At 39.9% G+C, this 22,717-nt stretch carries 17 protein-coding genes; 11 read left to right on the forward strand and 6 right to left on the reverse strand.

Annotated elements, in window-relative coordinates; all coding sequences use genetic code 11:
• The 3 genes from F6K23_RS34510 to F6K23_RS34520 all read left to right on the forward strand — a co-directional run.
• On the forward strand, window positions 1-953 hold a 953-nt coding region (locus tag F6K23_RS34510), incomplete at its 5' end, for a hypothetical protein (protein ID WP_293164826.1).
• A 792-nt stretch (window positions 954-1,745) separates the two neighbouring features.
• The gene (locus tag F6K23_RS34515) at window positions 1,746-2,597 is read left to right on the forward strand and encodes a M48 family metalloprotease (RefSeq protein WP_293164829.1); all 852 of its coding nucleotides are present in this window, start codon (window positions 1,746-1,748) and stop codon (window positions 2,595-2,597) included.
• Window positions 2,598-3,600: 1,003 nt separating this feature from the next.
• Entirely contained in the window at window positions 3,601-5,868 is a 2,268-nt protein-coding gene (locus tag F6K23_RS34520; RefSeq protein WP_293164832.1) for a hypothetical protein, read from the forward strand.
• Between the two features lie 179 nt (window positions 5,869-6,047).
• Here F6K23_RS34520 and F6K23_RS34525 read toward each other — a convergent pair whose 3' ends face one another.
• Both F6K23_RS34525 and F6K23_RS34530 read right to left on the reverse strand, forming a co-directional pair.
• A complete protein-coding gene (locus F6K23_RS34525; protein ID WP_293164835.1) occupies window positions 6,048-6,203 on the reverse strand; it encodes a hypothetical protein in 156 nt (51 codons plus the stop codon).
• Between the two features lie 21 nt (window positions 6,204-6,224).
• Window positions 6,225-7,091, reverse strand: a complete 867-nt coding sequence (locus F6K23_RS34530; protein WP_293164838.1) for a hypothetical protein — start codon at window positions 7,089-7,091, stop codon at window positions 6,225-6,227.
• Window positions 7,092-7,545: 454 nt separating this feature from the next.
• Here F6K23_RS34530 and F6K23_RS34535 point away from each other — a divergent pair, with 454 nt between their 5' ends.
• The 4 genes from F6K23_RS34535 to F6K23_RS34550 all read left to right on the forward strand — a co-directional run bounded on the left by F6K23_RS34535 (window position 7,546) and on the right by F6K23_RS34550 (window position 12,115).
• Window positions 7,546-7,935 (forward strand): M48 family metalloprotease, encoded by a 390-nt coding sequence (locus F6K23_RS34535; RefSeq protein WP_293164841.1) that lies wholly within the window; start codon window positions 7,546-7,548, stop codon window positions 7,933-7,935.
• Between the two features lie 27 nt (window positions 7,936-7,962).
• The gene (locus F6K23_RS34540; protein WP_293164844.1) at window positions 7,963-8,349 is read left to right on the forward strand and encodes a hypothetical protein; all 387 of its coding nucleotides are present in this window, start codon (window positions 7,963-7,965) and stop codon (window positions 8,347-8,349) included.
• 554 nt (window positions 8,350-8,903) lie between these two features.
• Window positions 8,904-10,415 (forward strand): threonine ammonia-lyase, biosynthetic, encoded by a 1,512-nt coding sequence (ilvA, locus tag F6K23_RS34545; protein ID WP_293164846.1) that lies wholly within the window; start codon window positions 8,904-8,906, stop codon window positions 10,413-10,415.
• A 623-nt stretch (window positions 10,416-11,038) separates the two neighbouring features.
• Window positions 11,039-12,115 carry a DUF3474 domain-containing protein gene (locus F6K23_RS34550; protein WP_293164868.1) on the forward strand — a complete coding sequence of 359 codons (1,077 nt, stop codon included), beginning with the start codon at window positions 11,039-11,041 and terminating at the stop codon, window positions 12,113-12,115.
• Window positions 12,116-12,974: 859 nt separating this feature from the next.
• Here the strand turns inward: F6K23_RS34550 and F6K23_RS34555 are convergent.
• Window positions 12,975-14,312, reverse strand: coding sequence for a protein kinase (locus F6K23_RS34555; RefSeq protein WP_293164849.1), 1,338 nt, complete (start codon window positions 14,310-14,312; stop codon window positions 12,975-12,977).
• A gap of 523 nt (window positions 14,313-14,835) precedes the next feature.
• Between F6K23_RS34555 and F6K23_RS34560 the strand changes: the two genes are divergently transcribed.
• From F6K23_RS34560 to F6K23_RS34570, 3 genes are all read left to right on the forward strand, one after another.
• The gene (locus F6K23_RS34560; RefSeq protein ID WP_293164852.1) at window positions 14,836-15,900 is read left to right on the forward strand and encodes an RNA-guided endonuclease TnpB family protein; all 1,065 of its coding nucleotides are present in this window, start codon (window positions 14,836-14,838) and stop codon (window positions 15,898-15,900) included.
• A gap of 69 nt (window positions 15,901-15,969) precedes the next feature.
• Window positions 15,970-16,749 (forward strand): cytochrome P450, encoded by a 780-nt coding sequence (locus F6K23_RS34565; RefSeq protein ID WP_375340812.1) that lies wholly within the window; start codon window positions 15,970-15,972, stop codon window positions 16,747-16,749.
• 123 nt (window positions 16,750-16,872) lie between these two features.
• Complete coding sequence (locus F6K23_RS34570; RefSeq protein ID WP_293164855.1) at window positions 16,873-16,995, forward strand: hypothetical protein; 123 nt, start codon at window positions 16,873-16,875, stop codon at window positions 16,993-16,995.
• A 9-nt stretch (window positions 16,996-17,004) separates the two neighbouring features.
• Here the strand turns inward: F6K23_RS34570 and F6K23_RS34575 are convergent, their stop codons facing one another.
• Entirely contained in the window at window positions 17,005-18,153 is a 1,149-nt protein-coding gene (locus F6K23_RS34575; RefSeq protein WP_293164858.1) for a hypothetical protein, read from the reverse strand.
• Between the two features lie 212 nt (window positions 18,154-18,365).
• Between F6K23_RS34575 and F6K23_RS34580 the strand changes: the two genes are divergently transcribed.
• Complete coding sequence (locus F6K23_RS34580; RefSeq protein ID WP_293164860.1) at window positions 18,366-19,697, forward strand: MFS transporter; 1,332 nt, start codon at window positions 18,366-18,368, stop codon at window positions 19,695-19,697.
• 611 nt (window positions 19,698-20,308) lie between these two features.
• On the opposite strand, the gene F6K23_RS34585 is transcribed toward F6K23_RS34580, so the two are convergent.
• Window positions 20,309-20,677, reverse strand: coding sequence for a transposase family protein (locus tag F6K23_RS34585; RefSeq protein ID WP_293164863.1), 369 nt, complete (start codon window positions 20,675-20,677; stop codon window positions 20,309-20,311).
• Window positions 20,678-20,681: 4 nt separating this feature from the next.
• A complete protein-coding gene (locus tag F6K23_RS34590) occupies window positions 20,682-21,200 on the reverse strand; it encodes a transposase family protein (RefSeq protein ID WP_293164866.1) in 519 nt (172 codons plus the stop codon).
• Between the last annotated feature and the right edge of the window lie 1,517 nt (window positions 21,201-22,717).

The following is a 22,717-nucleotide window of genomic DNA, read 5'->3' on the forward strand; positions in this document are numbered from 1 at the left end:
AGCCACCAACACCCGAACCTCAGCCACCAGCTCCCGAACCTCAGCCACCAACACCCGAACCTCAGCCACCAGCTCCCGAACCTCAGCCACCAACACCCGAACCTCAGCCACCAGCTCCCGAACCTCAACCACCAGCTCCCGAACCTCAGCCACCAACACCCGAACCTCAGCCACCAGCTCCCGAACCTCAACCACCAACACCCGAACCTCAATCTTTGCTGTTTAGTCTAAAAAACAACCAAACTCTAGGTGGAGTTAGTTTCAGACGAGAAGACATCGTTGAGTATAATCTAACTGACCAGAGTTTCAGTAAGTTCTTCGATGGTTCAGATGTTGGTCTTAATGGTTTTAGGATTGATGCCTTTGAAGTGCTTGACAATAATGAGATTCTGTTTTCTTTTGAGGGACCTAGAAATATAAATGGCATCGAAAATGTAGTAGATGATTCTGACATTGTTAAATTCACTCCCACATCACCTGGAGACAACAGTAGCGGATCTTTCGAGTTATACTTCGATGGCTCAGATGTTGGCTTAACTAATAGTAATGAAGATATTGATGGTCTGAGTGTCGATCCTCTTACTGGAGACCTTCTAATTTCGACTCGAGGGGGCGTTTCTGTATCAGGAGTTAGCGGTAAAGATGAAGATATACTACGTTTCAATTCTGATACTTTAGGCAGCAACACCAGTGGAACTTGGTCTGTTGAATTCGACGGTAGTGATGTAGAGCTGACTAAGAATCGTGAAGACATTGATGCTATCGGTATTAATGGAGAACAACTACTTCTGTCTACAACTGGCAACTTTGCTGTAACTGATGTATCAGGTAAAAACAGAGATGTATTTATCTTTAATCCAAATACTCTGGGTCTTTCAACATCAGGTACATTTGAAGAGTTTTTTAGTGAATTGAACAGCAATGATATCAGTGGCGTTCATTTTCTTGCATAGACTTGATAGACATAGGACTTATAGAACCCATTTGAGAGCTATTTAAAAAGAGGTAGGGAGATGGGGAGATGGGGAGTGTGGGGAGTGTGGGGAGTGTGGGGAGTGTGGGGAGTGTGGGGAGTGTGGGGAGTGTGGGGAGATCAAGACACCTAGAAACAAAAATCTATTACACAGTTTTAGGCGTGTCACGCCACTACTTACTTATCCCACACTTTACTGATGCACAACCAAATTTTATTTTTTGGTATTTTAAAGAGAGACGATCTGAGTATTAATATCAAATCCGCTAGCATAGGTGTAATTAGATGGGGAGTAGGGGAGTTAGGTAGATAGGGAGATGGGGAGATCGAGAAATATTTGGTAATGGTTGAAGATGGAACATTTTTTACCGAAAAATTGTGGGTATGCGCCTCCCCTTGGATAGGGGATAATAAGCGGTCGTTTGCGCAGCATTCCGTAGGATGGGATGGCGAGGTCAAAGGAGCCATATCCAATCGACTCCTGTGAAGAAAAATTTTCATCTCTTTGTCAATCCTCTTCAATTTATTCTCAAGCAGAGGTAATTATTCATTATTCATTATTCATTATTCATTGTTGAAGTGCCGAATTAAACGGATTTGATATATTTGATATAATAGCTATAAAATTTCACAAAAACCGAACCTTTTGTCAGGATTTCCGACCACAAGTAAACCAATCGTAAAAGCTACAATGAAAAAAATATCATAAAAGAGCGATCGCCACCTGATAATAAAATATAGAAACCATTGGCCTTAACAGGAGGCAACCTTTATGAACATAGTAAAAACTGTGGCTTTATTAGGAATACTTAGCGGTTTATTAGTTGCAGTTAGTTATTGGTTAATCGGCGGCCCAACAGGTGCTACAATAGGGCTAGTATTAGCAGCAGTAATGAACTTGGGTTCCTGGTTTTTCTCAGACAAAATAGCTCTAGCAGCTTACAATGCCAGACCAGTAAGTCAAGCAGAAGCACCAGCACTCTATAATATGGTAGAAAAATTGTGCGATCGCGCACGTCTACCCATGCCAGCAGTTTATATCATTCCCACTGCCGCAGCTAATGCTTTTGCCACAGGTCGTGACCCCCATCACGCAGCAGTAGCAGTTACTGAAGGTATTATGAGAATTTTACCAGAGGACGAACTCGAAGGAGTAATTGCCCATGAACTCAGCCATATAAAAAATCGTGATACCTTTACTCAAGCAGTAGCTGCTACAATTGCAGGAGGAATATCTTGGCTAACCCAAATAGCTAGTTATTTTATGTGGTTTAGTGGGGGTTCCCGTGAAAACCGCTCTAACCCAATTGTGATGTTGTTGACGATCGTGTTAGCTCCAGTAGCTGCAAGTATTGTGCAAATGGCAATTTCCCGGACTCGTGAATTTGCTGCTGATGCAGGTGCTGGCGATTTAACTGGCAACCCCCGCGCCCTTGCTCAAGCTTTGCAGCGACTAGACCAAAATGCTAGACAAATGCCATTGAATGCTAACCCAGCTTTTGAGCCATTACTAATTATGAATGGATTTTCCGGTAAATTCATGGCTAATTTGTTTTCTACCCACCCATCCACAGAGGCGCGAATTGAGAAGTTGTTACAATTAGAGCAAAAATTATTGGGATAATAAATTTTGAGGAGTCAGGAAGGAAGAAGGAAGAAGGAAGAAGGAAGAAGGAAGAAGAGAATAAATTAGACATCTCCAAAAATCAAAAATAAAATCAATTATCACACATAAATTATCAATTATTTCTGCCTACTCCTGTACGGGCGATTTCCTAAGGTCATGCTCCGCAAACGCGAATCGCCCCTACTCCCTCTTTCAGGAAGGAAGAAGGAAGAAGGAAGAAGGAAGAAGGAAGAAGAGAATAAATTAGACATCTCCAAAAATCAAAAATAAAATCAATTATCACACATAAATTATCAATTATTTCTGCCTACTCCTGTACGGGCGATTTCCTAAGGTCATGCTCCTCTTTCTGCCTACTCCTGTACGGGCGATTTCCTAAGGTCATGCTCCGCAAACGCGAATCGCCCCTACTCCCTCTTTTATGGAGATGTCTATTGTAGTATAATAGTGGAATTGGGTTGATTGACAAATTGTACGACTTATGCAGGTAGGCAAAAAAAAGGTGGTGTTTTAAAGCCAAAAAAGTTGTTAGCGGATTGACGCTCGGAATTTGGCGTACTATATACTATAGTGGATGGCAAGGATGACGAAAACCAGCCCTAGCTGCTGGGTCAAAAATTATGATGTCTCCCCATGCAAAACAGGACAATATAGGGACCGAGTCGCGACGGGAACCGCCTTGGGCTATCTAGTAGCGCAATTTTGGCGACAATGGGAAGAAGATCGAGACCAGCTCTAACGACTTATAGCTGAACCTCGACCGCTTATAGCTGATTCCTGACCGAGTAGCACTGATCGCTATTTGTCTGATTTGAGGGAAGATATTTAGTCTGTAAGCCCTTCATGTTTTTGATGAATCGGGACTTACGCAAAGACGCTACTTGTATGGTGCCGCACCGCGCACCGGAAACTACATGTAGCTTTAGAACCAACTTGAAAGCGTAAGTCCAGTCAATGTAAAGTCTTGCTGAGTTAAACGTTCTAGGAGGAAAGCAATATCGTGGTTCAAAAAATTATTTTGTGGCTGGGGCTTGTAGCGGTAGTAGTTACGTTATGGCTGCAACTGCCTAGCGCCTTTTGGCAGTATGTCTTTTTTCTACGCATACCTCTGCTCATGGGCGTATTGCTGATTGCGCTCCCTGTCCTCGCAACAGGTGCCCTGAAATCTATGCTCAAGAATCTTTTTGTCCTGCGTGGCCGTAGTCAAATTGCGTTGACAATTTTGGGTGCAACTGTGGCGGGAACAGCCGTAACCTTTGTCGTTGCAATAATCCTTGATGGTGCACCAGCTCGTTTTGGGGTTCCGGAACTGCCAGGAGTTTTTGAGGGTAAATTTTGGTATGATGTGTTAGTGATCGCCCTGGCATTACCGACCACCCTGATAGATGATAAATTTTGGTATTATGTGTTAGCGATCGCCCTGGCATTACCGACCACCTGCACAGTATTTAAATTATCCGAGGAAGAAATGGATAATAAAAAAAGACGGTCTGGATTGTTTCTTGGGTTGTTATTTGGCTTTATCTTTTTGTTTCTTTTCAAACTGACTCGAAACTTTCTCTCGGTCGATAAAGTTCCCTGGCTTAATGAGTGGTTGGTGAAAGCAATTTCCTTTTTGGGCCAACACTCTTCCAAAGGAGCAGGCTATGTCAATAATGGTATTTTAAAAGACACTCATTTTGACGCTCTTGTTTTCTTCATCATTCTTTTTGCTATCTATATAATCGCATTTAAGCTGTTTATGCCAAGTTCGTTGCCCCCCGATAAGAAGAGAGAAGAACCGCCAGCACTTTTATATGTAATGTTGTTAATTTCCGTATCGGTGCTTTTGTTGGGCAGTCTTACCTTCTTCTTCGATTACTCGCGTATTTCTGTCTTGTTCTTCTGGGTGGTGATTGCTATAGCGCTCTATAGGCTTTTTAAAGTCGATCACTATTTTTCATTAAAGGACGCTCCAGAACAGCCGGAAGAGCAAAAAAATTTGACGGCCTTATTACAAAAGCGTCTAGACAAACAAGATCTGGAAGAGCCTCTTGCAAAACAAACTGTAGTTGTTGTCTGTGCTAGTGGAGGTGGAATTCAAGCCGCTGGATGGACGGCTCAAGTATTGACTGGCTTGCAAGAAGAGTTAGGAGAATCGTTTACTAAAGCAATTGGATTAATTAGTTCCGTTTCTGGTGGATCAGTAGGTGCAATGTATTATCTGGATCGCTTTACAGATCAAGGTTTTCCACCGGCTTCAGAATCAGAAGAAATATTTGAGGGCGCTACCGCAAACAGTTTAGATGCAGTAGGTTGGGGATTAGCCTATCCTGACTTGTGGCGCGTGATTTTCCTCCCGTTCCTACCAGACATTCTCACTCCCAAAATCAGAGATAGAGGTATTGCGATCGAGAAGGACTGGCAAGGACATATGAAAACCCCAGAGTCTCCAAAAACCTTAGCCGACTGGCGAGCGGAAGTTAAAGAAGGTAATATTCCGCTCCCTGTATTGAATGCAACTCTGGTTGACAATGGCTGGCGGTTGCTAATTACACCAGCGAAATTTCCTAATTCTGATCGGAAAAAATTCTTTGACTTTAATAGTCTTTATCCGGGAAAAGATATTGATGTTGTCACAGGTGCAAGACTTTCTGCCACGTTCCCTTACATATCTCCCATTTGTCGAGATGATCGCAATATAGCAAATTATCACGTCGCTGATGGTGGCTATTTCGACAATTCTGGTTTTGTGACAGCATTAGAATGGCTTGAGGAGCTTCTTCGTGAAAAACCTACCCCACAAATAAAAAGAATTCTGATCTTACAAATCAATCCTTTTCCTGACAAACCTAAAGAGGAACCTAAAAAGGAAAAGAACCGAGGTTTGTTTATGGCAACTATTGGTCCGTTGGTAGGCTTATTCAAGGTTCGCGAACCAATTCTTACTTCCCGCAATTTAACTGAGGTAGAATTGTTGAAGGAATGGCAGAACGCAAGACAGAATGATGGAAAGGTAGAAATTAAATATTTCCCCATCTTCTTCCCTTCTATTACTGAGGAAGCAAAACTAGGACTAAAGACTGCAGAGCAAGAAGTTACTCCAGATCTAAAGGCAAAACAATCATTTTATAGCGCAGAAGGTGAATACGAACCACCACTCTCATGGAAACTAACAAAGAGGGAAAAGGATGCGATCCGAGAAGGCTGGGAACAGATAGTGACAGACAAGGAAGGCACAATTGAAAAACTTAAGAATCTTTGGCTAGATAAATGGAATATGAAATAAACGCCAAGCATCTTGTCTAAGGGCGATCGCGCTCTTGTCACCCCGTGATCCCGATGAGATAAGCCGAAATCTCGGTTTCCTATTTTCAAGAAAAACGATCGCCTTTCGTGGGAGCTGCGATTGTTTTTTTTGATGGAGGGGATTCTCCTACCTTCACCATAAGACTTTTTCAGCAAACCCTAAATAGCGGGCCTGGGCAAAAAAGGTGGTGTTTTCAGGCCAAGTTTGATTGTGGGATGGAAAGGACGAGGAGGAGCGATATAGCTGCCACTAGGCTCTGCATTAGCAATAGGAGAGTCTTCGGATGTGGAAGGAAATTTCCAAATTCCAATCATTGATGGTTTGCCTATTACAGTTTACTCTTGTTGTATTGTGATGTCATCTATATTTATGAACCCCCCATCTTGTTCATATTCGCTGCAAGCCTCTCTTGTCCTGGCTTCAGCTTTTTTCTTTGCACCTGAATAATGTTTTTCTCCTGAAAAATAAATATCGGAATTCTTTACCTGCTTGGCTTTTGCCGCCTTGACAATTACAAAAAATTTCGAATCTATCGTCGATCTTCCCGAGCCAACAACATAAAGACAAATTAAAGGATTCTCTTCTCCTTTCTCCTCTGCTTCCGCAATAACTTGCAAAATGAATGCATGTATTGTTCCTGAATTCTTTTTATGTTGCTCAATTCCTTCAAGCGGATCGTAATAACTTATATCTCTATTTTCCAGCACTGACATATCGTATGCAATAGAACCCTCATTTCTTAAATTCTCTCGATTTATTGGAAAGTCTGTATAAAACAAAGTCGTTTGATTACTATGAGGCGCAAAGTTAAAATTGAAACGCGGCAAAGTCTCCCACCAAGGGGCTTTTCTGTTTTCAAACTCCCTGACTACTGTATTCCCAACAATTTTAAATGCGTACCAACCTTGATATTTTGCTTCATCATCCTTTTCAAATAAATTTGCAAAATCTACTACTGTAACCATCATACTCATTGCACCAACAAGACAACCTATGGGAAATACAATAGACTTGTTGATCTTGTTGATATTTTGTTTGATATTTGCCCAAATTCCCCTATTCTGAGAACCATTGTTTTCACCGTTGCTGCTACCACTCGGTCCTACATTCTGAGAACTACTGTTGTCACCGCTGCTGCTACCACTCGGTCCTACATTCTGAGAACTACTGTTGTCACCGCTGCTGCCACCACTCGGTCCCATATTTTTTTACTCCTGTTTAAGTCCAAAGCTATATTTGTTAAGCTTTATTCATGTCGCGGAGTATTCCGTCAGGAAAGCTTTGCGCCAGAGTTGTGCGAAGCAAAACCCTCATCAAGTCTTTCTCTGATTCCTGAATTCTTAAAAATAATTAACATGATTTGGGATGCTGGGAAATTTTATTCCTAATGCTCCCTCTCTACTTCAAATTAATCTACTACCTAGCACCTGTAAGGGTTTAGCAATCAAATCTCTACCTTAACAATTTTTTAATGGTATTAAATCAAGTCGATAGCTGAATGCTAATAACTATAAAAGGAAAACCGAACCTTTTGTCAAGTTTTCCGACTATAAATAGATAAATAATCATAGATACAATGAAATAGAAATCATAAAAAACAAAAAACCACCAGATAATATAAATAGCAACCATTAACCTAGAAAGGAGGCACCCTTTATGAACTTAGTAAAAACTGTTGCTTTGTTAGGTATACTTAGCGCCTTATTGGTTACAGTTAGTTATTGGTTAATAGGTGGTACAACTGGTGCTACAGTTGGTCTACTTTTAGCTGCTATAATGAACCTGGGTTCCTGGTTTTTCTCAGATAAAATTGCTCTGGCAGCTTATAACGCTCAACCAGTAAGTCAAGTAGAAGCACCTGCATTATATGAAATGGTAGAAAGACTTTGCGATCGCGCAGGTCTACCTATGCCAGATGTTTATATTATTCCCACTGCTTCAGCAAATGCTTTTGCCACTGGTCGTGACCCCGATCATGCAGCAGTGGCAGTTACCAATGCTATAGTTTTTATCTACTATAATGTAGTGCCTTGGGGTAAGTTCTAGTGAAGTTTAATATTAGGAGCAAAAATCATGACTGAACCAAATGTACCAAAAGATAGAGCAATTGTAGAAGTTGAAACAGACTCAAATCAAATTACTTCCACTTCTAAAAGTACTGACCCTAAGCAAGAAACCCAAGAATTAGTAGAGGCAATCAAAAGATTAGCTCAGTCAGAAATGGAAGCTGCGGGAGAGTTTACCCGTGATAGTTATATTCAAGCAGTCAAACAAGCTCGGGAAACTATCGAAAGGATTAGATTGATCGATCCCAAAAAAATAGAAGAAGCAGGCAAGAACATAGAGAAAGATATTGAGACTAACTGGGAGACTATGGTAAAAGAGGTTCAGGATTTTGGCGAGCGCTTAGTTAAAGCAGGTCAAGCAGCTTGGGATGTTTTGACAGCACCGAAAGAGTAATATCATTTTTCTGCACTTTCTTGAGTAGGGGAGTGGGGGAGTAGGGGAGTAGGGGCGTTAACAATATATGTGCAAGTGCGTGCAGGATGGCAGCGAGGGAGCAAGATGCTACCACTACCGTGCTTGGTAACAACAATAATTACAATGCACTACCACTAAAAAAAATTAGACATCTCCAACGCCAAAAAATCAAATTAATTATTGTACTAGATACATTAATTCTTTCCGCCTACTCCCTACGGACATTGGGAACGTCCCTACCCTACTTATGCAGATGTCTACATGTTGACATCCTCTCCGGCCTAAAGGCACGGAGATTCCTACTGAGCCGTAGCTCTTCGGCGGGTTGACGCTTCTTAGGCTGCTGCTACTTTGACAGTAGTCTTATGCTTGCCTCCACGTCCGTTTAGAGTTTCCGAGTGCCCCCCGGCAACTTTTAGTACTATAGCATATATTCAATTTACTTGCAAATAAAAAGTCGCTCGCTTATGGGCGAGGCTTTAAACCCAATTTTTCGGTAAGATAGTCAAGCATTTACTAACCAAATAAAACCTATGTATTGCGACTACCTAGTACAAATTCTCACTGCACGCGTCTACGACGTAGCCCAAGAATCACCACTCGAAACCGCTCCCAACCTTTCAAAACGTCTCCAGAATAACCTCCTACTCAAACGAGAAGATATGCAGTCAGTCTTCTCCTTCAAATTACGCGGAGCTTACAACAAAATGGCTCAACTTCCTCCAGAAATTCTCTCCCAGGGAGTCATCGCAGCATCCGCTGGAAACCACGCTCAAGGTGTCGCCCTAGCCGCAGGTCGCCTCGGCACTCGCGCCATCATAGTCATGCCTGTCACTACCCCTCAACTAAAAGTTAATGCTGTCAAAGCTAGAGGTGGGGAAGTTATTTTGTATGGCGAAACCTACGACGAAGCTTGTAGTTACGCTCATCAACTAGAAGCAGAAAAAGGTTTAACTTTTATTCACCCTTTTGACGACCCCTACGTCATCGCGGGACAAGGGACAATAGGTATGGAAATTCTCCGCCAATATCAAAAACCTATTCACGCTATCTTTGTCGCTATTGGTGGTGGTGGTTTAATTTCCGGTATTGCTGCTTATGTCAAACGGTTGCGCCCGGAAATCAAAATTATTGGTGTTGAACCTGCTGATGCTGATGCTATGTCGCAGTCTCTAAAAGCTGGACACCGAGTCCGCTTACCTCAAGTAGGATTATTTGCTGATGGTGTTGCAGTACGAGAAGTAGGAGAAGAAACACTTCGTCTATGTCAGCAATATGTAGATGATATTATTCTCGTCGAAACAGATGATACTTGTGCAGCTATCAAAGATGTATTTGAAGATACTCGCTCCATTGTTGAACCTGCTGGTGCATTGGCGATCGCTGGAGCAAAAGCTTACGTTGAGCGAGAAAAAATTCAAGATGAAACTCTGATCGCTGTTGCCTGTGGTGCAAACATGAATTTTGACCGCCTCCGCTTTGTAGCTGAAAGAGCAGAATTCGGGGAACGTCGCGAAGCCATATTTGCCGTTACTATTCCCGAAACACCAGGTAGTCTCCGCAGATTTTGTGACTGTCTAGGCAAACGTAATATTACTGAGTTTAACTATCGCATTGCTGAGGAAAAAGAAGCACACATTTTCGTAGGAGTACAAATAGAAAACCGTGCTGATGCGGCCAAAATAGTAGAAACTTTTGAAATTGAAGGCTTGAAAACCCTGGACTTAACTGACGACGAACTGACAAAATTACACCTGCGCCATCTGGTTGGGGGTCGCTCTCCCCTTGCCCATCATGAACTACTTTACCGTTTCGAGTTCCCCGAAAGGCCAGGAGCATTAATGAAATTTGTCGCTTCTATGAGTCCCAACTGGAATATTAGTCTTTTCCACTACCGTAATAATGGGGCAGACTATGGACGTATTGTGGTCGGAATGCAAGTCCCCCCTGACGAAATGGCCGAATGGCAAAGTTTTGTCCATAATTTCGGTTATCGCTATTGGGATGAAAGCCATAACCCAGCCTACAAGCTATTTTTAGCCTAGTGCCACGTGGAAGTCAAAAGTCGTAGGGGCGAATGGCATTCGCCCTCAAAAGTATTGATTGTTAAGGTTTTTAGGATTTTGTAACTGATTATATTATGGCGGAAGTCAAAAGTCGTAGGGGCGAATGGCATTCGCCCTCAAAAGTATTGATTGTTAAGGTTTTTAGGATTTTGTAACTGATTATATTATGTCCGCATAAGAGCGCTCTAGAAAAAACTTATCCTCTTGCTTCAACAGTAAATCTTTCTATTTTCCCTCCCCTACTCCCCCGCTCCCCTACTTCCCTACTCCCCTACTCCCCTAACTTCCCTACTCCCCTACTCCCCTATTCCCCTACTCCCCCGCTCCCCTACTATCTTAATAATCTGCCATCCTGCACTAGAAAAATAAAATTTTTGTCAAAAGTTAGCCCTAGATAATATACAATAATGGTCGTTTCATCTCCCACTAGCTTTCCCTATAGCTGATGGGATTCGTCCTAATGCAGTAAAAGTTCCATTAATTTATGCCCCATTTCTATCTGTTAGTTCAGAAGAGTTGCTGGTAATTGATGGAAACTAAATCTGCAAAATGTGACTTGTGAAGATGAAATATCAGTCATATTACACAAAGTTGAAAATTTAGTGCAATCAAACACTGTTCTCGATCAAGCAACTGATACAAATTTAACTCCCTCAAAAATAGAGTTACCCTTTACTCTTCAAGAAGTGAAAGCAGCTATTCCTCCACACTGTTTTGAGCCTTCCCTCTGGAAGTCTCTGAGCTACTTTTTTCTTGATATTGGCATTATTGCTGGTCTATATGCAATCGCCTATAATCTAGATTCATGGTTCTTTTTTCCCATCTTCTGGTTAATGCAAGGAACTATGTTTTGGGCATTATTTGTAGTGGGACACGACTGCGGTCATGGCTCTTTCTCCAAATATAAATGGTTTAATAACCTAATTGGGCATTTGTCTCACACTCCCATTCTTGTGCCTTACCACGGTTGGCGCATTAGTCATAGAACCCACCATGCCAATACTGGAAATATTGATACTGATGAAAGTTGGTATCCTGTTTCTGAGAGTAAGTATAATATGATGCCTTGGTATGAAAAGCTATTTCGCTTTTACCTGCCATTATTAGCTTATCCACTCTATTTATTTAGGCGATCGCCCAATCGTGCTGGCTCTCATTTTCTGCCCAACAGTCCATTATTTCGTCCTTCTGAAAAGTGGGATGTTTTAACAAGTTCAGCACTGTGGATGTTAATGGTAGGTTTTCTTGGATGGCTCACCTATCAGTTTGGTTGGGTATTTTTAGTACAATATTACCTAGTTCCTTATGTAATATTTGTCGTCTGGCTAGATTTAGTTACCTTCTTACACCACACTGAAGCAGATATTCCCTGGTATCGTGGAGATGACTGGTATTTCCTTAAAGGTGCATTATCTAGTATTGACCGCGACTATGGTTTTATCAATTCTATTCATCACGATATTGGTACTCATGTAGCTCATCACATTTTTCTGAGTATGCCACACTATCATTTAAAGACAGCTACGGAGGCAATAAAACCTATTTTGGGTGAATATTATCACCAGTCAAGTGAACCTGTATGGAAGAGTTTCATCAACTCTTATTTGGCTTGTCATTTTGTCTCAGACAAAGGTTCTCAGGTATATTATCAATCACCTTGGAAAAAATCTTCAAACTAATTAAATTAGTGTAATTTCGGTAGAACAAAGTAGGGGCGAATGGCCATTCGCCCTTACGGGATTGGTTGTGATATAGAATCCGGTTATATAGTATATGTTGATAATTTCTTAAATTACTTCAAACCTTTAATCTCCCTCACTCCCCCACTCCCCTACCCCCCACTCCTCTACTGCTAACTATACAATAACTATTCAACCGGATTCTATATGACGTGAGGTCAGACAGCGGCAAAAGAAATAAGAAGGAAGAAGGAATATCTAGCGCTGTCTGAATTTTAATTTTTTGATTAGAGTGCTGAAAGCTGAGTGCTGTTTGTAGAGCATTTCGTTACGAAAAATGCCGATCGCTAGTTAGGGCTTACCGAACTCATCTCAAAGCATTGACTGATATTGGTTTTAGGCTTTTTATGTCTTGAAAAAGTATGAGCTTTTCGGTTGCTCTGATTAAAAAAGTGAGGATTTTCACCCAAGCAAAAGCCTAAAAATCACTCTGACAATTCTTATATCATGTTCCCCCTCCGGGGGAGCTACGAATTGCGGACGGGTCAGTTATAATAAAATTTAAGGACTGATAGTACCGACAGTACCAGAGAAATACTGAAATTATCAATACTCCATCTCCAATATTTCATAAGTATTCCTCCTTTCTTCCCTCCTGACTCCTCACTCCTCACAACATTTATTTATAAGTATTCAACCGTTAGCGTAGCTTCCCTCCCCGGGGGAACATGGTATTACTCCTACCTCCTCGCTCATTCCCCGTTTCTCCTGTCTTCCCCTCCTGGGAGGGGTTAGGGGTGGGTTGTCTCCTGTCTCCTGTCTCCTGTCTCCTGTCTCCTACCCCTACTAAAAGACTTTTTCAGTAAACGCTAGTTAATAACGCCTGTTTAAATTCTTTAGCTGTTTTAAAATAAATTTCTGGTTCATCAATTAATGCTAAATCAATTACCTCTGCTAAAGATTGAGGAATAGAAGGATTTCTTTGTCTAATTGGCACAGGTTTAGTTTGCAATACAGTTAAAATTGGGTCTTTACCAACAAAATCACGAGGATATACACCAGTTAACATATTATATAAAGTTGCCGCCATTGCCCAAACATCTACTTCCGGTTTTACATATTTAAAATCAATCATTTGTTGTCTTGGCATAAATGGAAAAGTACCACCTTTATTTCCCGTAATTGTTTGCCCACTTAAACCTGCTAAATCAAAAGCTTTTGCTAACCCATAATCTGCTATTTTCACTACTTTTGAATTATCTACATTACTCAGAAAAATATTAGCTGGTTTAATATCCCGGTGAACTAAACCTCGCCCAATACTCAAACTACCATCTGCCTTTTTTACATAAGGAATTTCTGCATTATGGGCATATTCTAAACCATCTAAAGCCTGTAGAATAATTGGCACTGCCACATCAACAGATAACTGATAACCATGACTCTGCATCAAGTTCCAAATACTACCACCATTACAATATTCTAAAGTAAAAAAAAATAGGCGATCGCTATAATGATAATCTTTCAATTGAACAACATTCGGATGATTTAAAGCTTTAGTATTTTCTATTTCTCTTAAAAAACGATTTATGGCATTAGGATTATTTGTGATTTCTGGCAACATTGTCTTTAAAGCTATTAACTCTTTAGTATGATTATTTTTAGCTAAATAAACTTCTCCACAACCACCTTTTCCTAATAAATTAAGCGTCGTATAACCAGGAATTGCAGTGAGAGTAGAATCTCCTAAACTTGGTGGTAAAATTGATAATTCAACTGTTTTTGCTTGCCAGATTTTTGGTTGTTCGAGCATTTCTGGAGGCATCTCTGTTTCTTCTTCAAGACTAACCTGAAAAATAGTATTTCCCAATTGAATTTGGTCTCCTGATTTTAATTCATATTCAGGGAAATTATTTTTTGTTGTTGTTTCAGGGAGATGCTCAGATCGACGTTGCCCAATTTTTTTACCATTAACATAAGTACCATTTTTACTAGCAAAATCACGCACTCGTATATCTGGAGGATTAATATCAAGTAGACAATGATAACGAGAAATTGTACGATGTTGTTCATCACTAGGTAGTCTGGGTCTACAGTCTCGATGACGACCGATAATACAGGTAGTTCGTTCTTCAAAGACAAATTCTTTGCCGAGCATACTTCCTTGGATAATAGTAAGTTTGACTTTAGCAGACATGAGGGAATTAAAAATTTTGATATTTGTGCAATGATTTCTATTAATTATCTAGTAAATTTTATTTTGATGTTTTTATTTGATGATAAATTGTTAAATATTCCTACCATGATTTTGATATAGCAATTCCCATATTGGTGAAGTACAAAATTGGGTTGTTTTAGGGAACAGGGAACAGGGAACAGGGAATAGGGAATAGGGAATAGAATAAAAATAAAGATAGGTGTACCTCATTAGTCTGAGAAACGTTATAATATTTAAGTATAATTATCTTTTATTATACAGTAAGAGAATATCAAAAATGTAGGGTGGGTTAATCTAGACAAATTACTATATTTTCCGTAAGATTTGATGCTTAAGAGTGACTCTTATGCTGAAATTGCTGAACCCAGGGCTAACTACTGAAGCCGAATAATTGGACAAAATTAAACAAATATTAATAAATGTGAAAATATGCTGATTACCTGCTATCATGCATTAATATAATCCTAAAATCAAAGACTTTTTTCATGTCTTACCAGCTCAAATGCAATCAATCAAGACCAAATTAAAAGTTAACAACTACCAAAAAACAATACTTGCCAAACACGCAGGTGTGGCTCGTCATGCCTATAACTGGGGATTAGCTACTTGTATTACTGAGTACCAAAAAACAAAAAAACGTCCTAGTGCCATCACTTTGCATAAGCGTTTAGTTGCAGAAGTTAAATCTCAAAATCCGTGGTATTATGAGGTATCAAAGTGTGCCCCACAACAAGCATTAAGAGATTTAGAAAGGGCATTCAAAAACTTTTTAACTATTTCTCTTCGTGGATTTCCTAAATTCAAGAAAAAAGGTAGAAAAGACAGTTTTTATCTAGAAGGAAGTATTAAAATCCTGAAAGGAAACTATATCAAACTACCCAGAATAGGAATAGTAAAAACTTATGAAATCTTACCATCTGTACCAGTAAAAAATGTCACCATCTCAAAAAAAGCAAATAATTGGTACATCAGCTTTAAATATGATTATCAACCAACTCCTAATGCTAAAGAACGAGAGATCATCGGTGTAGATGTTGGTATAAATACTCTAGCAACTTGTAGCGATGGAACGAAATTTACTAACGTTAAAGCCTATAAGCAAGCCAAAAAACGATTAACTCGTTATCAAAATAGTGTCAACAAAAAAGATCCTGGCTCGAAAAACAGAGCCAAAGCCGTAAAAAAACTAGCCAAGGCTTACAAAAAAGTAGCTGACATCAGAGCCGACGCACTACATAAACTGACAACATGGTTAGCTAAAAACAACAGCACCATAGTAATAGAAGATTTAAACGTTAGCGGAATGCTCAAAAATCATAAACTAGCAAGCGCTATAGCAGATTGTGGTTTTTATGAATTTAAGCGTCAGCTTATATACAAGTGTGAGTGGTATGGTAGTTCAGTAGTGATAGCAGACAGATATTATCCAAGTTCTCAGATATGTTCTCAGTGTGGCCATAAACAGAAAATGCCATTGAATGTGAGAACTTACGAATGCAGCAACTGTGGTTTTGAAGCAGACAGAGACTTTAATGCGGCGGTCAACCTAGAAAACTATGCACGTTAGTAGCTTGAGTTTCAAGCGATTTGAAGCCTGTGGAGAAGATAAGTTACAGACTGCGGTCAGTGGTCTTCTGTGAAGCAGGAAGCTAGCTCCAAAGCTCAAAATATTTTTTGGGTAAGTTTGGGTAAGTTTAGTAGAACGGAAAATCCCGATCCATCTCGCACCGATATTTTGTCTTTAATGATGGCAGCGCGGGATGAAGAGGGGCAACCAATGACAGATGTCGAATTGCGCGATGAGTTAATTACTCTGTTAGTAGCTGGTCACGAAACTACTGCAACAACTTTAGCATGGGCATTTTACTGGATTCACCGTCAACCAGAGATTCGAGATAAACTGCTGCAAGAACTTGATGCACTAGGAGATAAACCAGATCCGATGGAAATTTTAAAATTGCCCTATTTGGATGCTGTGTGCAAAGAAACTCTGCGAATTTATCCAGTAGCGATATTAGCATTTCAACGACAGGTGAAGTCACCCCTAGAAATTATGGGTTATCAGTTTCAACCAGGAACTTTTCTGAGTCCCTGTATTTATTTAACTCATCATCGGGAAGATTTATATCCTCAACCGAAGCAGTTTAAACCAGAGCGTTTTCTAGAACGTCAGTTTTCCCCTTATGAATATTTGCCTTTTGGTGGAGGCAACCGTCGCTGTATTGGTCAAGCTTTTGCCTTGTTTGAGATGAAATTGGTATTAGCAACTATACTATCTAGTTGGGAGTTGGCATTAGCAGATGAAAAGCCTGTGAAAGCAGTGCGTCGTGGTTTGTTGATGGCTCCAGCAGATGGGGTACGGATGGTAGTTAAGGGAAAAAGAACTCAAAAATCGCGTGTTTTAGAGACTGTTTAGAATGCAGTCTAAAGAATATAGGCATTTTAGTTTTCTATTTAATGTTAGAAAGAAAGCTACAAAATACTCACTTTTTTCACTTTTTTGCCTCTGCGTCTTTGGACTGTAGAAAATCATCATTGTATGGCAGAGGCAGGAATTTTATTACCTGATGAAAAGGTAGAGTTAATAGACAGAAAAATTATGAGAAAAATGTCGTCTCAAGAAAGTTTTCATGTACTAGCTATTACTAGAATTAAAATATAATAGGAAAACTTACGAAGCAGTTTTACGATGAGTATAATCTTTTTTCCATATTCCTTTGGCTATCATCCGAATTACCTGAAGTAATCCGAGCTTTTGCACCATACTTCCTAAGCTAAAAGTTTTATTAAAGTCATAAGTATAACGAATTGTAGGATTTGAAGAACGTTGGCAGCAAATTAATATAATATCCTTGGGGTTGATTGTACGAAGCAACTCCCAAATTAAAATTCCTTCAGTTTCGGTAAACATTAATGAATACTTAAATACTTCCTCTAATTCTTGCTCTGAATCAGCTACAATTCTAGTAATTCCATTAACAAAGCTTCCACCCATTGCATCGTCCGGTTCTATTTGAGCAATTTTATCGGCTTTTTTTTCTTGCAGATAGTTCACCATCTGAGAAATTAAGGTGTTCCTTTCTTTGTTTTCTAGAGTATCTGCACTAGGATATTTTGGATCTACCAGTAATTCCTCTAAGGGTAATTTAGGCCATTCATTTCTTGCATTGACGACTCTTCCAACTAAATTTTGTAGTGTATACATAGGAACAAGACCAAAAGATGAGAACATTTTTAAAACAAAATCGTATTTATTTAGCTGTTCCAAGTCACATTCTACATATGTAATTCGGGGAAACATCTTTTTATATTCTTCCGCACGAAGATAAGTCTCTTGTACGTACCACTTACAAAGATCGTAAAAACTTGAATTCTCAGAAGGATTACTGAGATTACGTTCAGCATTAGGAGTTAACAGCCAAGTTTTTGTCCACTCTGAAGTACCTGGAACATCACGAACGCGAAGTAAACTGTAAGCAGTCCGATCAACATCTCTTCGCAAAATAATAACTCCTATTTCCTCTTGAGATATATACTTATCTGGAAGTAAATATCCCCAACCTTTGATAAACGAATGGTTTGTCTCGCAGTAAATTTTACGACCATTCTTACTCTTTTTGTGAATTTCCCTCATTTTCAAGGACATTAATTTCTGTAACTCACGATCGTCACTATGATTAAATTGTTGCATTGGGTAACCATTCATAATGGGTACTCCTTCATGAATACTAATAGTGTTTTCTGCGTGAGATAATAATTCGGTCAAATAGTCCGAACCACTACGTCCAGAATTAATACAAAAAATATACTTTATGCTCATTAAACTTTTTCCTTGTAACATCAAATTTTCGCTAACTTAGTAAAGGTAATTTAACACCTTTAAAATCACAAATCACGATCGCCTCACAATTACCCCAAAAAATCCCCCAATCTTAAGTAAATATAGAACTAATGTAATTTTTGATTCATCTGAATAAAATTAAATGAAATATAATTTCATACTTGCTCCAAGGCCATAAATAATACAAAAAGATGAATCTGACCAAAAAAACCATCGCAGCTTTTGTCTCTCCCGCAATACCCCTTTCCGCTCTTGGTCTTCCTCTTTTGGTCTACCTCCCCCCTTTTTATGCAGAAGAAATGGGACTTGGCCTTTCTCTGGTGGGCACAATTTTTATGATTACCCGTTTCTGGGACGTTTTTACCGATCCAGTTCTCGGTATTCTCAGTGATAAAGTCACAACTCCCCTTGGACGCCGCCGTCATTGGATTATATTATCTGTTCCCATTTTAATGATTTGCGTTTACAAAGTATTTATTCCCGAAGCTCCTATCACAGGAAATTATCTTCTGTTTTGGATGTTGCTGCTCTATGTGGGTTGGACTCTGTTAAGTATCTCTCATATGTCTTGGGGTGCAGAATTATCATCTGATTATTATGAGCGATCGCGAATTCAAGGTTGGCGAGAATTTGCTCTAGTTTTTGGAATGTTAGCTGTCTTGATACTTCCAACTATTCTTGAGCAGACTGGGAGTGTTGATGCTGGGAATAAAGTTGCTGCTATGGGTTGGTTTACTATTATACTACTGCCTGTTACTGTAGCGATCGCTGTTTGTAATGTTCAAGAAAGACCTGTGACACCACCACCTCAGCTTGGTTTGCTCAAGTCAACTTCTCTACTATTAAAAAACCAGCTACTAATGCGAGTCCTACTGGCAAATGTGATGACTGGTCTTGCTCCTGGAATTATTGGTTCAATCTACATTTTTTTTGTTACTTATGCCATGGATCTAGGTCAATGGTCTAGTCTGATGCTTTTACTCTATTTCATCGCTAGTTTTTGTGGCATTCCTTTCTGGATGCGTCTTAGTTATAGTTTGGAGAAGCATCAGACTTTTGGTATTGCTAAAATTTATGGTTGTATAATTCTCACTACTTTATTGCTAGTTCAACCAGGAAATTTATGGCTGTATGCTTTAGTTAATATTCTTTTTGGTATCGAATCTGGTGCGGGAGCATTTTTGTTACGCTCGATCATGGCAGATGTGACAGACCATGACAACCTGGAATCAGGTATACAGCGTACAGGTCTGTACTATTCTTTGTTGACCATGACTAACAAAGTTGGTTCTGCTTTAGGAGTGGGTATGGTTTATCCTATTCTAGATTTGATTGGTTTTGTTCCTGGAGGTACAAATACTCCCGCAGCAATTGAGGCACTTAAATATATGTTTATTTGTGTTCCTATTCCTATTAGTTTTATAGCAGCGATCGCTATCTGGAATTTTCCACTTGATAGCGTTCGACAACAGGAATTACGTCGTCTACTTGCGGAACGTGATTCTGTGGTTAGTTCAGAATAATTTGAGCATAATTCTATAGAACCCATTTGGCATCTTTGTCGGCGATTAAGTTTTTTTTACTAGGAGTCAGGAGTCAGAACTCAGGATATCGAGGAATAGAATAGGGGAAAAAGGTAGGAAAATGCTCCCATATTTACCGAAAAATTGTGGGTATGCGCCTCCCCTTTTAAGGGGATAATAAGCGGTCGTTTGCGGAGCAGTCCGTTAGGATGGGATGGCGATCTTCGGAGCGGGTCTGCAAGAACGGGTCTCCTCGCCATATCCAATCGACTCCTGTGATATAGAATCCGGGTAATTAGTGATCGTATTACTGAGGAGTAAGGAGTAACGAGTAACGAGTAACGAGTAAGGAGTAACGAGTAACGAGTAATATCAAATCCAGTTGAATACTTAATTGTATTGTTGGGGGAGATGGGGAGATGGGGAGATGGGGAGATTGAATAATGAACATATACTATATAACCGGATTCTATATGAAGAAAAATTTTCATGAATTTGTCAATCCTCTTCAATTCATGGAGAGGTAATTATTCATTAGAGTTGTTGGGAAATAACTGAAGTTTGGAAAAACGAAAATGAAAACAGATATATTTTGTTAGTAATTTAATTATTTATGCTGCTATCAGGTATAAGTTCCATAATCCAGTTGCTGTTAACATTAATTTGTCATCAAAATCATTCTTGTGATTACGGTAAATTTGGCTGACAGCTCCATAACGTTTGACACCCGCAAAGGCGTTTTCACATATCACCCTTGATTGGCTCAATTTCCGATTTTCCGATTTTTGTTGCTCACTTAATTGTCCTCCCTTTGGCTTTTTATGAGGGATACGGATATTTTCATACTGGTGTTGAATACCTTGAAAACCACTATCCACTTCAATTGGTATTACGACCGGTATATTTCCTATTAGCTTTTCCTCGTCATGTAATTTTTTATCATGTAACTTTCCTTCTCGTGCCTGAGTTAATACTAACACTTGCTTATTTTGGTCTACTGCTGCTAGATGTTTGCGAGTATGACGTTTTTTTTTCCGAATAATTCAGTTTTTGTTTTTCTGAGTCAGTGGGTCGTTGCACTGGCCGTTCTGTGCCATCCATAATTACTCGTTCTACTCCAGGGAAACGCTCTATAAATACTTGGACACAATTAATTTGACGCTCGGGTAGTACTTTTTTTTCTCCCAGGGTTGCTTCTAATATAGGTTGTAAACGATGAACCCAATGGTGTGCCTGGCTGCGATCAATATCAAACAAGATGCTGGCCACATCAAAGGTTGGATAACATTTAAAGTAGAAGAGAATGTAGAATAATTTGTCTTGAGTTGTGCGTAAACGAGCCTTACGACCTCCTCCAACAGACCGTTGACGAGGTTTCAAGAGCAATGTTTGCTCATATATTTGATTAAAGGGCTTCAACAAACATTCAAATGCTTTACGGTTTAATCCTGTTAATGCTCTGAGTAACCTGTCTTGTTTTAAGGCTCGTTCAATATTTAGCATTTATCAAGGCCAATTTTTGCTTAAACCATTTTACCTTATTTCCCAACAACTCTATTATTCATTATTCATTATTAATTGTTGAACATCTCCCTATATTTACAGCGGATTCCACCAGGCGTGAGGTATACCCACGCGGGCAAGATGCCAGCACTGGGAGCATTTAATTTTGGCGTTGGTGAAGCGCGTGTATGATATTAACCTTAATTACTTAGGGTTTGTGCTCAAAAGTCTTATGGGTGAGGGTAGGAGACTGGAGACTGGAGACTGGAGACTGGAGACAACCCACCCCTCGCCCCTCCCCCGACCGTGGAGGGGAAGACAGGAGAAATTGGAATGAGCGAGGAGGTAGGAGTAAGAATTGTAAGAATGATTTTTATGCCTAACTATGCGCCTAAAATACGCTCCTTTTTGACCTTGAGCAACCGAAAAGCTGGCACTTTTTTCAACCTAAATAAGCAGTGGGAGCATCTTGCTCCCTTTCTAAGTATTGCTTGTCTCCATTTACCATTATAGCGCTGTGCGCAGCTCATCTGGCAATAGACAACAGCTCATCTGGGGGAATAAAAAGCTGTTTGCGCAGCATCTCCGTTGGAATAATATAGAACCCATTTGAGTTCTATATAATTATGGTAGCCAAGTCTTTTCGTGCATCAATGAGTTCTGAAAAGGAGTGTTGAATTTTTTGTATTATTTCTCCCCACATCTTCCCTCTTCCCTCTTCCCTCTTCCCCTCCTGGGAGGGGTTAGGGGTGGGTTGTCTCCTGTCTCCTAGCTAAAAAAAATTAATATTTATGAAGATACGCTTAGGGGTTCTATAAGACTTTTAGCTATTGGACACCTCCTGTGATTTGTAAATATGCCAGCGCACATTGCTATACTATCCAGGACTACCAAACTTTCTTCTCCTCTTCCTTTTTTTTCCTCCTGATATCATGTCCCCTGGGGCGCGTTTGTGTAAGATCAAGGGCGAATATCTACAGGAAATTTAAGTTTTTTCAAGCTTTTACAGCGGTTTTCATTTGGGTAGACCACAGTAAGGACGTTCCATGGAACGTCCCTACAGGATTTTGCTTGTGAAGATGTGGTTCATCAAGAGCGAAAAGCGCTGTAAGCCTTCTTCCCTCTTCCTTCTTCCTCTCTTGCTGCGCATTCCCTCTCTTGGTCAGCATTCCCTTGCGTCTGTCGCCGACGCGGGGTCGCACCGCTTCTTCCTTACCTTCACGCTTACAATACCGATGCTACTGGACATGATATGACTCAGTCCTCCTGACTCCTATAGCGCTACGCAAATATGGCGCGGACATTGTTCTATTCCCTGTTCCCTGACAACTAAAATTTATTGTCAAATACCAAAAGATGTAGTGCTATAGCTATTTGTAGTAAATATTTATCAAATTGATATAATAGGAAAATTAGCTGAGTAAATAGTTTTGTTTCTATGGGGGCTGATTCTAGCCAATTAAGCCCGTTTTATACTTACATATAGACTTCCGTATATATATACAAGTTAATTAAAT

This window comes from Okeania sp. SIO2C9, assembly GCF_010672455.1.
Taxonomy (GTDB): Bacteria; Cyanobacteriota; Cyanobacteriia; order Cyanobacteriales; family Microcoleaceae; genus Okeania.

Coding starts and splice junctions, on each gene's coding strand:
- F6K23_RS34570 (WP_293164855.1), top strand. CDS start 16,873: ATGGCAGAGGCAGGAATTTTATTACCTGATGAAAAGGTAGAGTTAATA.
- F6K23_RS34540 (WP_293164844.1), top strand. CDS start 7,963: ATGACTGAACCAAATGTACCAAAAGATAGAGCAATTGTAGAAGTTGAA.
- F6K23_RS34535 (WP_293164841.1), top strand. CDS start 7,546: ATGAACTTAGTAAAAACTGTTGCTTTGTTAGGTATACTTAGCGCCTTA.
- F6K23_RS34590 (WP_293164866.1), bottom strand. CDS start 21,200: ATGCTAAATATTGAACGAGCCTTAAAACAAGACAGGTTACTCAGAGCA.
- ilvA (WP_293164846.1), top strand. CDS start 8,904: ATGTATTGCGACTACCTAGTACAAATTCTCACTGCACGCGTCTACGAC.
- F6K23_RS34555 (WP_293164849.1), bottom strand. CDS start 14,312: ATGTCTGCTAAAGTCAAACTTACTATTATCCAAGGAAGTATGCTCGGC.
- F6K23_RS34560 (WP_293164852.1), top strand. CDS start 14,836: ATGCAATCAATCAAGACCAAATTAAAAGTTAACAACTACCAAAAAACA.
- F6K23_RS34515 (WP_293164829.1), top strand. CDS start 1,746: ATGAACATAGTAAAAACTGTGGCTTTATTAGGAATACTTAGCGGTTTA.
- F6K23_RS34530 (WP_293164838.1), bottom strand. CDS start 7,091: ATGGGACCGAGTGGTGGCAGCAGCGGTGACAACAGTAGTTCTCAGAAT.
- F6K23_RS34525 (WP_293164835.1), bottom strand. CDS start 6,203: ATGATTGGAATTTGGAAATTTCCTTCCACATCCGAAGACTCTCCTATT.
- F6K23_RS34580 (WP_293164860.1), top strand. CDS start 18,366: ATGAATCTGACCAAAAAAACCATCGCAGCTTTTGTCTCTCCCGCAATA.
- F6K23_RS34575 (WP_293164858.1), bottom strand. CDS start 18,153: ATGAGCATAAAGTATATTTTTTGTATTAATTCTGGACGTAGTGGTTCG.